Raw genomic sequence first — 11897 nt, 5'->3', positions numbered from 1 at the left:
CTTTATATGCGAAAAAAATATGCCTTCTTTAGAGGCTAAAGAGTGGTTTTAACTGTACTTAAATCGGGATAAGGTCAAAAAGTATCTCAGAGGCGATAAAACTTAAAATTAAAGCAGATTTGTAGCTTGATATTGTTGCGATGAAAGTGCTTGATTGAATGTTGAGGGATACGTACCGTTTGCCTGTTATTTAATGTATAATGTGCGGTTTAAAGAAGTGGCCCGACCAGGTTGGGGTATGGCAGCGGTATATATATCAATAGGTTAGAGCTATATTGGCTATGCTATATATTTATTATGATAAAGATGAGGTTAGGTAGACTATTATGATGAAAGAGATTGAAGAGGTTCGCCAGCGGTCGAAATGCCTTTTCTCCAAAGCAGAAATTGATTTAACACTTGATCGTATGGCACAGAAGATTCATGACGATTATCATGATAAGAATCCATTGTTACTCTCTGTTATGGTCGGGGGGCTGATTTTGACAGCAGAGTTGCTTACACGCTTGGATTTTCCGTTGCAGGTTGATTATGTTCATGCGACACGCTATCAAGGTGAAACCCGAGGGAATGAGCTGGTTTGGAAGGTAAAGCCTTCTTATTCACTGAAAGATCGTAATGTCCTGATTGTCGATGATATTCTTGATGGTGGAATCACTCTGCGTGAAATTGTTGAGTACTGTAAGGGTGAAAATGCAGCATCTGTGCGTTCAGCGGTATTGCTTGATAAGGTCGAAACACGTGTAGAGACAGGGCTTGCTCATGCAGATTATGTTGGGCTTGAAGTCGCTAATCAGTATGTGTTTGGTTATGGTATGGACTACAAAAACTACCTGCGTAATGCACCTGGTATATTCGCGGTGCCTGAGGAACTTTGCTAACGGTTTGTTAGGCTAGCTGTGTTGTGTAGCTAGCCTCAAGAATCCCGTGATGCTTGTCTTGGTGGCTGGTTATCACCTTTAGCAGCTTGGATGGATTAGCCACTACAGCCCGTATCTGCTATACCTATAGCATTAGAGGAGCTGTGATTTAATAATGAAAATCTTACTTGTTGAAGACTCAAAAGCCATCGCTTCGCTTGAGGTCCAGGCGGTTCGTCATATATTTAATGAAGCCTTGCAGGTGGTTCGTGCTCTTGATGGCCAAACAGCAGTTGAGAAATTTAAAGAAGAAACGGTTGACTTGATTCTACTGGATTGGCATTTGCCGGAAAAATCAGGCATTGAAGTTCTTAAAGAAATTAGGGCGATGGACGCACAAGTCCCTATCATTATGATTACCAGCGAAACTGCTTTACACTCTATTAATGCTGCGGTAAAGGCAGGAGTGAGTGATTACATCATCAAGCCTTTTAATATTCAAGTGCTCGAAGAGAAAATCGGCAGACACCTGCACATTACCAAAACATAAGAGATAATTTGTTATTAATTATGTCGTTGATCGAATGGCTTTAAAGGTTATGTAGTTACCACTGACGATAATATTTCCCTTATTATTCATGTAGCCTTGCTTAATCACTGAATCTGCGAGTTCTGATAAAAAACGATCGATTTTATCATTTGGCAGCCTTGAGAGGTGAGGGAGCCAATTTTTGCTATGGCTAATGAAGTGGGCTCTGTCTTTGAAAAAGTAGTCTTTATTAATCTCTATAACTGAACTGCTGTCAAAGCCAGCTTGCTCTAATGCAGATTGACAGTAGTCGCGTTCATTTTGGTAAAACCCGGCATCATAATCCTTAAAATAAGGCTGCCAATGGACTTGAGTGATCAGCTCATCCACTGGATCCCATATAGGATAACACTTCAGAAAATACCCCCCGATAAATCGCCCGTTGCTTTTCAAGCAATGATAAATTCGTTTAAAGGCTAAGTTAAAATCAGAGACCCATTGGAGCATATTAAAGGTCGTGACTTTGGTAAATTCTGATTTTAATTGCAAATCGAGAATATCGCCTTGGGCAAAACTTAGGTTTTCAATATGTTTATACTGCTTATTAGCGAAAGTGATCATTTGCTCTGACAAGTCTATACCAACCACTTGACCTTGCTTCACCAGTGAAGCGATATCGACAGTTATTTTCCCAGACCCGCAGCCGATATCGAGGACAGTATCATTTTGGTGAAAAGTTTCATCAGCTAAAATATCATGCGCTATGCGGTATTGCATATCAGATGAGTCATGGTAATGTTGTGCATTCCAGTGGTCAATTTTCATAAAAATCCTGTCGTTTTGATAATTTTGTCAGCCAATAATCTATCGTAATTAACTGAATGAGTATAGTGATACTGGGTGGTGTATTTCTTCCATATTTTATGGTACTGCTTTGAATGCACAATGGGTAGATGACTTCACTGTAAACTATGACTAAACACCCTAAGTGATTTTATTATTTGGGGAATTATATCGTGTCAGTTAAAAAGATATCCTGCCGTTTTTAAATATGTAAATAGAGTGTGAATCATGTGTTGCTGTTGTTGCTGGTGGCCATGTTGTGCCTCGACATTGATATAGGGGATATTTTGAGTCGAGCAATAATAAGACAAAGAACCATCATTCACTCCCTGATTTTTGTGTAATACGGTATTAAATTTTTTTAACCGTAAGTAATCGAATAGCGGCTTTTTTGTGGTAATAAAAAAGTCATCAGGACAGTGAGCTGGATTCTGGTAAAGGTCTTCTGTATTTGCGGACTCATCGCCATTTGGGAAATAAGACAAAATACTATAGTTTTCTTTGCTCTCTGATTCCAAGTTATCTTCGTTATTATGAAGAGCGATTAGTAAAGGAAAGCTGTGAGTGTAAATTTGATGAATAATTGATTGAGCATATTGGGAAAGAATAAATTGATTTTTTTTGGAAAAGCATTTTTGGTCTTTTAGAGTGTTTTCTATGCCGATATCAGTAAAGATTCGGTTCGGGTCAAACCGGCAAGGTTGATTATCAATGAGCACAGAGATTAAGCGGTTTTTTTCGTGTGAAATCTCAAAAAGCCTGCCAGAATTTTGTTGCTGTATGCAATTTAACGCGGCATATACTGATGTTTTTTCATTATCATGTAGGTTAATAAATAAAGGCTGATGTGGCTGTGTTGGATTTGGTATTTGGTAGTGAAGCAAGTCTACTTTAATATCAGGAATGTTGAGTGAAATTGAATCGACGGGGTGAGGCCACTGATTGTGCATCGCGATATCCTGGAAAAATAGTCTGGTTGGTTATTTGTTAAGTTTAGTTTATGAGACTGTGTTTTGGTTGTTGTTTTTTCCCTGGATGTTAAGATTGATATAGAACAATATCAATATTATTGAGGGGAAGTTTGTGAAGTCAATAGTCGCTTTTTTATCAACCTTGTTATTTTCTGTGAGTGTTATGGCCGCACCAACATTTATTACCATAGGATCAGGCTCTACAACGGGGGTGTATTATCCTGTTGCAGTCGGCGTTGCGAAATTAATTAATAAAAATGTAAAGGATGTTCGCGCGAATGCCCGTTCAACAGGGGGGAGTGTTTATAATGCACTTTCATTGCAGCGCGGTAATTTGAAAATGGCAATTATGCAAAGCGATATTGCATACTATGCTTATCATGGCCAGGTAGTGAAAGCATTTTTAGGTAAGCCCGTTAAGTTACTCCGTGGTGTTGCTGCCCTGTATCCTGAAGTGGTACAAGTTGTTGCGAACCCAGATATTAAATCAATTGCTGGCCTTAAAGGTAAGCGTGTTTATATTGGTGATATTGGCAGTGGTGTTGAGCAAAATGCCAAGCAAATTTTAGCACTGTACGGCTTAAGTGAGAAAAACATTACACCGATTAGAGGTTCTGCAAGCTTAGGCGCACAGTTACTACAAGATGGTCGAATTGATGCGATGTTTTATACTGCAGGCATAGGCAGCGCAGCAATTCAGCAAATTACTGAAACGACAAAAGTTCACTTCTTGTCCGTTTCAGCAAATAAAGCAAAAGAGCTTATTAAAAAATATCCATTCTATACGGCGCGTGAAATCCCGGCAGACAGTTACAAAGGCCAAAATGCAGCAGTTCCAGCAGTGGCTGTAGAAGCGTTGTTGGTCGCATCCAGTGATTTGCCTAATAAAGTAATTGAAGCAGTCCTTGAGCAAGGGTTATTTAAACAAGGGAAAACAGAGCAGTTTGTAAAGTTACACTCTAATCTGAAAACATATTTTAAATTAAAGCAAGCGACCGAGGGAGTGGGTATTCCATTGCACCCGGGTGCAATTGCGGCGTATAAAAAGCTCGGCGTTTCTGTTCCAAAGTGATTAATTAAAATGAAGTAGGAGTGCTGTAATGTCGACACCACAGGACGTGAAAGACATTGCTGCACTTGAAACAGGCTCACGCAACTTAACATCCTGGCAAAAATACCTTGCTTTGTTGGTTGCTGTCGCTTGGAGTGTGTTTCAAGTTTATGCAGCGATGTCTGCCCAATTTGATAGTTTGCAATTGGGTGCGATTCACTTAAGTTTTGCCTTTGCTCTGACCTTCCTCGCTCACCCTTTTAAATTCTCTAAATCACCCTCTGTTCCTTGGTATGACTGGTTATTTCTCGTTGTTGCCTTAGGTGGCAGTATTTATATCGCCTATGAATATGTCGCCATTATTACTATTCGTGGTGGTGTGCCGAATGACCTTGATGTCATTATGGGAACACTGACGCTCATTATGTTAGCGATTGCTGTGGTTCGTGTTGCCGGTATGGCACTGACTATCATCGCAAGTATTATGGTACTTTATGCCTTGCTGGGGCCAGGTGGACTGATTCCGATACAGCTTCCCGATGTCTTATATCTACACAATGGCTACTCTTGGACTCAGGTGGTTCAGCAGCTGTACCTAACAACAGAAGGCATTTGGGGTACGCCCTTGCGTGTTTCGGCAACTTTTGTTTTCTTATTTGTTTTGTTTGGTGCACTGCTGGAGCGAGCCGGTGCCGGAGAGTACTTTATTCAGCTAAGTTACAGCATACTTGGGGGATATCGTGGTGGGCCGGCTAAGGCAGCGGTGGTCGGCAGCATGATGACCGGGGTGATCTCAGGCTCGTCTATCTCTAATGTTGTGACGACAGGGACTTTTACTATCCCCTTGATGAAAAAAGTCGGGTATGGCAAAGAGAGGGCGGCGGCGATCGAAGTGGCATCATCGGTGAATGGTCAGCTAACCCCCCCTGTGATGGGGGCGGCAGCCTTTATTATGGCTGAATTTTTTGGGCGTGCCTTATTCTCATCTAATTTTATATGCGCTATTACCGGCTTTATTAAGTTATGCTGGCTTGCTTTATGTGGTTCACCTAGAAGCGTTAAAACTAGGCTTAAAACCAACACCTCGCAGTGAATTGCCACCATTTTGGTCGACTTTTATTAGTGGTGCGCATTACTTTGTGCCAATTATTTACTTGCTTTATGCGCTGATTATTCAACGTAAAACACCGGAGTACAGTGCGTTAAATGCAATTTTATTATTGATGGCATTAATTATTGTTCAGGACCTGTGGCGAGCCTATCGACGTTCTGAAAGTTTGCTTTCTGGCTTAAAAGAGGGTGTTTGGCATTTGGTCAAAGGCTTTGAGATGGGGGCGCGCAATATGACGCCGATTGCTATTGCGACTGCGGTTGCGGGCATCGTGGTCGGTATTGTGACGATGACAGGTTTAGGGTTTGGCTTAACTGATATCGTCGCGGCTTTATCAGGCGGTAATTTTTATATTGTTCTGGTGCTTGCTGCCATCGCTTCTTTGGTTCTAGGCTTGGGGTTGCCAACAACCGCTAATTATATTGTTATGGCTGCTCTAGTTGCCCCGGTTATTCAGCAGTTGGCAGAACGAGCAGGAATTCATGTCCCATTAGTGGCGATTCACTTGTTTGTTTTTTATTTTGGCATTTTGGCAGATGATACGCCACCGGTGGGACTGGCTGCTTATGCAGGAGCTGCGATTGCTAAGGCAAATCCGATTAATGTCGGGGTGAAAAGTTTTGGTTATGATCTTCGAACTGTTATTTTGCCCTTTATCTTTATTTTAAACCCACAATTATTAATGATCGGTGTGAATAGTGCCTGGGATGTCATCCATATTGTCATTTCAGCGTTGATAGGAATGCTTTGTTTTGTTGCGGCGACACAGGGTTATTTCTTAAGGCATGCTGCTTGGTATGAGCGTCTATTGTTATTAGCTGCGGCTTTTTGTACTCTAATTCCGGGTGGGCATACTGATGGGATAGGTATTGCAATTATTGTTGTGCTTGTCTTAATTCACACGAAGCGTCATGGTTTGTATTGGTTCAAAAAATAATAAAAAGCCTGTGGTATTTTGCCACAGGCAATGTTAGCTCTAGCAATGGCTTACTGATTGATTAAGCTGATGTTTTCGCTGTATCTGTGCTTGCTTTATCGTTAGAGACCAAGCTTTTTAGGTCATTGCTTGTTGATTTTGCAACTTTTTGGCTGTCTTTTGCAACATCATTCGCGCTTTGCTTAACAGCGCCGCTTACACTTTGTGTATCACTCTGTGTGTTTTTTGCGGTTGCTGGTGTGCTTGTTGTTGCTGCGGTCTGAGCGACTGGTGCTTGAGTTTCTGCTGTCGCTTGTTTTTTATCTTTTTGACAACCTGCAAGCGCTGCAGCAATAGTGATAACAAGAGCAGAAGCGAATATTAGCTTTTTCATTTGAATTAGTCTCCAAGTTTGTTTATGGCTATAGTAATAACAGCTTTGCTTTAACATATTATTAACAGGCTTAAAATTTAGTGAATTTTCTTTTGTGCTGGACAAAAATCATAAAGAGACTGCAATTATGCGTATTTACAGCGTTCAACATGATAAATTTATGTTTGGGGTTAGATGACAAGTCTTTTATTAATTGCAGTATAAAATGATAAATAAAAGATGAAATATAAAATATAAAAATTTATCTTAATTTAATTTTAAAATAACTGAGTTAATCAGTAAGGTATTATAATTAATATATTCAAAATTAAGGACGTAGGCTAGAGGTTATAAAATGGCAGAGCAAAAACAAAAATTAAGTGTTTTAGGGCTAGGACTCGCAATCGGTATTGTTTGGGGTGCGGCTTTGGTGATTATTGCTTGGTTAGCCGCGGCTTATGGTTATGCTGGACCGGTTGTGAAACTTATCTCATCCGTTTATATAGGCTATGGCCCGACGTTCTTTAAAGGGATTATCGGTGGTCTTTGGGGGTTGGTTGATGGCTTTATTGGGGGTGCAATTGTTGCCATGATTTACAATTGGATAGTATGCCGGCCACGTGAGGAAGAGTAAGTCAACTGGCAGTAAGTTTTCTCTAATGGTGGACTAAACAATACTAACTTCTATAGGTTTGTCTGCCCTGCTATTATCATCGCTACAGTATTTATTATATGCAAGGTTTTGCTAAGGCTGAGGTGTCATCGATGAAAGCGTCTGATTTGTTTTTGAGATGTTTAGAGAAACAAGGTGTTAATACGATCTATGGTGTGCCTGGGGAAGAAAATGCAGATCTAATGATCTCATTGTTGGACTCGCCAATAGAGTTTATCACGACACGCCATGAACAAACAGCATCGTTTATGGCTGAGATGCACGGACGTTTAACAGGGATCCCGGGCGTGTGTCTTGCGACTTTGGGGCCAGGGGCGACGAATTTACTGACTGGAGTCGCACAGGCGAATATGGATAATGCACCGTTAGTGGCGGTGATCGGCCAAGCTGAAAGCGCGCGTTTGCACAAAGAATCTCATCAGAACATGGACGCGGTCTCTATGTTTAAGGCAGTGACGAAATGGTCGACAACAATTCGTGAGGCTGATGCGATTCCTGAGGTCATCGCTAAAGCCTTTAAAGTTGCAACATCAGGGGTGCCAGGAGCGGTATTAATTGAGTTACCCGAAGACATTGCGCATCACCAGACCAATGCACGGCCATTACAAGCCTTTCAAAAAAACATTGATATTGGTACAACAGATCATCAACTTAATAAAGCGCTGGAATTGCTAAAACAAAGTCAAAAACCGCTATTGCTGATTGGTGATGGTGCAGTGCGTACCGAAAGCGATAAACAACTCGCAACATTCTTGGATAAAACAAAGTTATATAGTGCTCATACCTTTATGGGTAAAGGTGCAGTCAGTAACCTTTATGAACGCTCTTTGCACTGTGTCGGTTTGGGCATGAAAGATGTCGTCATCGAAGCCTTTGAGCAAGCTGATCTTGTGATTTGTATTGGTTATGACCTTGTTGAATACCCTCCGAGCCGTTGGAATACAGGGGTGCATAAAAAAATTATTCATATCGGTGCAGCGGCTGCTGAAGTTGATATGAGTTATGTGCCTGATTTAGAAATGGTCGGCCATATTCCAACGATTATTGATCAGGTGAATGAAAAGCTTTCTGCTGATTATTGCAAAGAAGATACTTATTTTAAGGTGATTCAAGAAAAAGCTCAGCATGATATTCGCAGCGACAAAGCAGATGATAGCTTTCCGATGAAGCCGAAACGTATTTTGCAAGATGTGCGAGCGACACTGGCCGATAGTGATATGTTAGTCAGCGATGTGGGTGCGCATAAAATGTGGGTAGCACGGCAATACGGTGCACGTCAGTCAAAAACGTGTTTTATTAGTAATGGTTTTTGCTCGATGGGTGGCAGTATGCCAGGTGCATTGGAAGCTAAACGCTTAAACCCTGATAAGAATGTCGTTGCTGTTTGTGGTGATGGTGGCTTTATGATGAGTATCCAAGCACTTTCCACTGGCGTACAATTAAAAGTGCCTTTTGTGACTGTGCTTTGGGAAGATGATTCTTATGGTTTAATCGAGTGGAAGCAGGAGATGGGTTTTAATACATCTTCGCCACATGTTCATCTAGAAAACCCAGACCTGGCAAAATTAGCAGAAGCATTTGGTTGTCATAGCATCCGTATTAATGCTGCAAATGAATTTATTCCTGCACTTGAAAATGCATTAGGTCAACAAGATGTGCCAACGGTAATTGTTGTTCCTGTCGATTATAGTGAAAACATGAAGCTTTTCCATCATTTACACCGTGTAGTGCGCTAATCAGTGAAATAAACTAGGAATAAAGTTTTAAGCTTTAAATTTAAAAATTAATATTAAGGTGTTTTAGGAGAAAATAGTTATGGCAGTATTAGAGGTTGTTAATCCTGCGACCGGGACATTACTGAATCAATATGAGACAATGCCCGTTGAAGAGGTGCTAGCGGTCATTGATCATGTGGAAGAGGCCAGACAAGTTTGGTTAACATCAAACTGGGCAGAACGTCGCGGTTTAATGCACAAGGTTGCAAAGTTATTACGCGAAGACAAAGCGAGTTACGCACAGATCATTACTGAGGAGATGGGAAAACCCATCACGCAAGCAAAAGCAGAAATTGAGAAGTGCGCGGTGCTTTGCGAGTATTATGCGGACCACACTGAAGAACAGCTGCAACCTGAATTAATCGATGCTGGCCGGACTAAAAGTTATCGAAGCTATCAGCCACTGGGAATTATTTTCGCAATTATGCCTTGGAATTTTCCTTTCTGGCAAGTATTACGCTTTGCGGTGCCTAATATTATGGGAGGAAATGCGGCTTTATTAAAGCATGCGCCGAACTCTACGGGGGCGGCACTTGCAATGGAAAAGCTCTTTGAGAAGGCTGGTTTTCCTAAGCATTTATTTCGCAGCTTAGTCATCGATGTTGATTTGGTGCCTGCGGTAATAGAGCACTCTAAAGTTGCAGGTGTGACTTTAACCGGTAGCGGTAAGGCCGGTAGTATTGTTGGCGCTCAGGCGGCCCAAGCATTGAAAAAAGTAGTATTAGAATTAGGTGGCAGCGACCCTTATATTATCTTAGAAGATGCAGACTTAGATTTAGCGGCTGAGCAGTGTGTGACTTCTCGCTTGAATAATGCGGGGCAGGTATGTATTTCAGCCAAGCGGATTATTGCAGTGGATGCAGTTTATGAGCAATTTGTCCAAAAGGTTTTAGAGCGAGTCAAGGCTTATCAATGTGCAGACCCTATGGAAGTGTCGACTAAAATTGGCCCGATGGCGCGATTAGATTTGTTGGAACAGCTGGATGATCAAGTGCAACGCAGCATTGCTGCAGGTGTAGAGTGTGTGCTAGGTGGCGAGCGCCTAAATCAAGCAGGGTATTATTACGCGCCCACTGTGTTTGTTGATGTGAAAAAAGGCACGCCGGCCTATGATGAGGAATTATTTGGGCCTGTAGTGAGTATTTTACACGCAAAAGATGAAACAGATGCGATTAATATTGCTAATGATACGCCGTTTGGGCTAGGTGCAGCGGTCTTTACTCGTGACATTAAACGGGGCGAAGAGATTGCACGGGATAAAATTAATGCAGGGACTTGTGTGGTGAATACATTAGTTGCTTCTGACCCGAGGTTGCCTTTTGGTGGTATTAAACAGTCTGGCTTTGGTCGTGAGCTTGCTGCAGAAGGTTTGCATGAATTTATGAACATTAAGACCGTAGTCATCGCTTAATTACAACTAAATCATAATAAAAATTGAGTTGTAATATTTTATGCTTCTGGAGGATATTGATGATATTCTTCGGAAGGGCTTTTAAAAAAAATGTCTTTGATTTTATCGAAGTTCTCTGCTGCAATTTTGTGGCCGATTTCTGCCATTTCATCGATGTGTCCTAACGAGTCAACATGGCCCCAGTCTGGATTTACGATTTCAAAATTAAGTCGATGATAGTTTTCTTGAGGCAGCATACGCTCTAGATAAAGAGAAGTACTTTGTGACTGGGTGTTAAACATAATTTCCATCACGCGCTGTGACCACCATTTTACTCCGGAGCCTTCTTGTGGTGGTGGGTGAGTGTAGTGAGTATAGCCTGTGCCTATGGATAGCATGCAGATCGTATCGTGATGAAATTGACGAGCGCTAATATGTTGGCAAATGCGTGAAATGTCCATGGCCTCAGAGTAACCGACAATGCCTGGATTATTTGCCCAAAGGGCCCCATCACAAAACGCAGTGCCTTTTTCTATCGTTACAGGGTTAAAGTAAGTGGGTGCTGCTGTCGCTGCGAGTATGATATCAACGACAGAGCGGTTTTCATCAGGCCACTTGCCTGGCAGGTGAGGTGTTTTAAATACAGTAGGCATGCCTGCTTTAAGGTCGACGGCGGTGATATTGAGTCGACACTTTTTTGAATCCACTAGTGTTTTATCACGTAGCATGCTCTGAATAATTTTTCTTAAGCCTTCTGAGCTGTATTTGGGTTGGACAAGCTCATCGGTTGAGACCCCAGTAAATAATTCAAGAAAAGGGCTTGTTGTCCAGGTGATGGGTTTATAAACTCCCGAAAAATAAGGGGGGTTCGGTTTGAAAACCTCATAAACTTTTTTAAGATAAAATTTTTCTATGGTTGCTGCAGGCACTTCCATGCCAAGTGGTACTGCAATAATAGAACCTGTTGAAGTTGCAACGATTAAATCAAAATAATGACTAATCGGGTGATCAAGTTTTTCTTCAATATGAGCGAGGCAAGCCGCAATAAATGTGCCGCGAGTTCCTCCACCATCTAAACTTAAGATTTTAAACACAAGACATTCCATTTTTTTCTCCATAGATTAATTATACTGTATAGAAAGAAGATTGGTTGAGGCGAAGAGATGTCGTTGCGTAATAAATTGCTCACCGCGATGCTCATCGTTTTTGTTTTCTATTTGTTATTGATTTATTCTTCACTAAAAGTCTTTGTTATTCCTGTATTTGAGCGCTTAGAAATGGCTGAAGCACGACAAGACTTACAGCGAGGTGTTGAGTCTGTCCAAAATAATATCTTTGTTTTGGGAAAGCTTGTTTTACATTGGGCTCACTGGGATGATAGCTATCAATTTGTTTTTGATAAAAA

Annotated in this window: 13 protein-coding genes; 9 read left to right on the top strand and 4 right to left on the bottom strand. The window is 41.3% G+C overall.

The window, feature by feature from the left end; translation table 11 throughout:
* Window positions 1–326 precede the first annotated feature (326 nt).
* Complete coding sequence (locus BGC07_RS02570; RefSeq protein WP_069311844.1) at window positions 327–881, top strand: hypoxanthine-guanine phosphoribosyltransferase; 555 nt, start codon at window positions 327–329, stop codon at window positions 879–881.
* A 154-nt stretch (window positions 882–1035) separates the two neighbouring features.
* A complete protein-coding gene (locus BGC07_RS02565) occupies window positions 1036–1410 on the top strand; it encodes a response regulator transcription factor (protein WP_069311843.1) in 375 nt (124 codons plus the stop codon).
* Between the two features lie 18 nt (window positions 1411–1428).
* On the opposite strand, the gene BGC07_RS02560 is transcribed toward BGC07_RS02565, so the two are convergent.
* Both BGC07_RS02560 and BGC07_RS02555 read right to left on the bottom strand, forming a co-directional pair.
* A complete protein-coding gene (locus BGC07_RS02560; RefSeq protein WP_069311842.1) occupies window positions 1429–2214 on the bottom strand; it encodes a class I SAM-dependent methyltransferase in 786 nt (261 codons plus the stop codon).
* Between the two features lie 194 nt (window positions 2215–2408).
* Complete coding sequence (locus tag BGC07_RS02555; protein ID WP_069311841.1) at window positions 2409–3182, bottom strand: hypothetical protein; 774 nt, start codon at window positions 3180–3182, stop codon at window positions 2409–2411.
* Between the two features lie 133 nt (window positions 3183–3315).
* Between BGC07_RS02555 and BGC07_RS02550 the strand changes: the two genes are divergently transcribed.
* From BGC07_RS02550 to BGC07_RS21525, 3 genes are read left to right on the top strand one after another with little or no spacing between them, the layout of a single operon-like run.
* The gene (locus BGC07_RS02550) at window positions 3316–4275 is read left to right on the top strand and encodes a TAXI family TRAP transporter solute-binding subunit (protein WP_077216710.1); all 960 of its coding nucleotides are present in this window, start codon (window positions 3316–3318) and stop codon (window positions 4273–4275) included.
* A 28-nt stretch (window positions 4276–4303) separates the two neighbouring features.
* Entirely contained in the window at window positions 4304–5347 is a 1044-nt protein-coding gene (locus tag BGC07_RS21530; protein ID WP_235602848.1) for a TRAP transporter permease, read from the top strand.
* Complete coding sequence (locus tag BGC07_RS21525) at window positions 5244–6302, top strand: TRAP transporter permease (RefSeq protein WP_235603340.1); 1059 nt, start codon at window positions 5244–5246, stop codon at window positions 6300–6302. The genes BGC07_RS21530 and BGC07_RS21525 overlap by 104 nt, the downstream gene beginning before the upstream one ends.
* A gap of 61 nt (window positions 6303–6363) precedes the next feature.
* Here the strand turns inward: BGC07_RS21525 and BGC07_RS02540 are convergent, their stop codons facing one another.
* Window positions 6364–6675 (bottom strand): hypothetical protein, encoded by a 312-nt coding sequence (locus BGC07_RS02540; protein ID WP_069313778.1) that lies wholly within the window; start codon window positions 6673–6675, stop codon window positions 6364–6366.
* Window positions 6676–7009: 334 nt separating this feature from the next.
* On the opposite strand from BGC07_RS02540, the gene BGC07_RS02535 reads away from it, so the two are divergent.
* The 3 genes from BGC07_RS02535 to BGC07_RS02525 all read left to right on the top strand — a co-directional run bounded on the left by BGC07_RS02535 (window position 7010) and on the right by BGC07_RS02525 (window position 10513).
* On the top strand, window positions 7010–7288 hold the full coding sequence (locus BGC07_RS02535) for a bacteriophage holin (RefSeq protein ID WP_069311840.1): 279 nt from the start codon (window positions 7010–7012) through the stop codon (window positions 7286–7288).
* Window positions 7289–7419: 131 nt separating this feature from the next.
* Window positions 7420–9063 (top strand): acetolactate synthase large subunit, encoded by a 1644-nt coding sequence (locus tag BGC07_RS02530; protein ID WP_069311839.1) that lies wholly within the window; start codon window positions 7420–7422, stop codon window positions 9061–9063.
* 79 nt (window positions 9064–9142) lie between these two features.
* On the top strand, window positions 9143–10513 hold the full coding sequence (locus tag BGC07_RS02525; protein ID WP_069311838.1) for an NAD-dependent succinate-semialdehyde dehydrogenase: 1371 nt from the start codon (window positions 9143–9145) through the stop codon (window positions 10511–10513).
* A gap of 38 nt (window positions 10514–10551) precedes the next feature.
* On the opposite strand, the gene BGC07_RS02520 is transcribed toward BGC07_RS02525, so the two are convergent.
* The gene (locus BGC07_RS02520; protein WP_158006845.1) at window positions 10552–11586 is read right to left on the bottom strand and encodes a CBASS cGAMP-activated phospholipase; all 1035 of its coding nucleotides are present in this window, start codon (window positions 11584–11586) and stop codon (window positions 10552–10554) included.
* Window positions 11587–11655: 69 nt separating this feature from the next.
* On the opposite strand from BGC07_RS02520, the gene BGC07_RS20465 reads away from it, so the two are divergent.
* The coding region (locus BGC07_RS20465; protein ID WP_201258098.1) for a hypothetical protein at window positions 11656–11897 on the top strand (242 nt) is incomplete at its 3' end.

The sequence above is a fragment of the Piscirickettsia litoralis genome, assembly GCF_001720395.1.
In the GTDB taxonomy this organism is placed as follows: domain Bacteria; phylum Pseudomonadota; class Gammaproteobacteria; order Piscirickettsiales; family Piscirickettsiaceae; genus Piscirickettsia; species Piscirickettsia litoralis.
Note: the sequence above shows the minus strand (reverse complement) of the source record. Positions and strands in the feature narration are given on the sequence as shown.

Bases quoted from the DNA above. Each gene is read 5' to 3' on its own strand.
- BGC07_RS02540 (WP_069313778.1), bottom strand. From the start codon at position 6,675: ATGAAAAAGCTAATATTCGCTTCTGCTCTTGTTATCACTATTGCTGCA.
- BGC07_RS02535 (WP_069311840.1), top strand. From the start codon at position 7,010: ATGGCAGAGCAAAAACAAAAATTAAGTGTTTTAGGGCTAGGACTCGCA.
- BGC07_RS02530 (WP_069311839.1), top strand. From the start codon at position 7,420: ATGAAAGCGTCTGATTTGTTTTTGAGATGTTTAGAGAAACAAGGTGTT.
- BGC07_RS02525 (WP_069311838.1), top strand. From the start codon at position 9,143: ATGGCAGTATTAGAGGTTGTTAATCCTGCGACCGGGACATTACTGAAT.
- BGC07_RS02555 (WP_069311841.1), bottom strand. From the start codon at position 3,182: ATGCACAATCAGTGGCCTCACCCCGTCGATTCAATTTCACTCAACATT.
- BGC07_RS02570 (WP_069311844.1), top strand. From the start codon at position 327: ATGATGAAAGAGATTGAAGAGGTTCGCCAGCGGTCGAAATGCCTTTTC.
- BGC07_RS02560 (WP_069311842.1), bottom strand. From the start codon at position 2,214: ATGAAAATTGACCACTGGAATGCACAACATTACCATGACTCATCTGAT.
- BGC07_RS21530 (WP_235602848.1), top strand. From the start codon at position 4,304: ATGTCGACACCACAGGACGTGAAAGACATTGCTGCACTTGAAACAGGC.
- BGC07_RS02565 (WP_069311843.1), top strand. From the start codon at position 1,036: ATGAAAATCTTACTTGTTGAAGACTCAAAAGCCATCGCTTCGCTTGAG.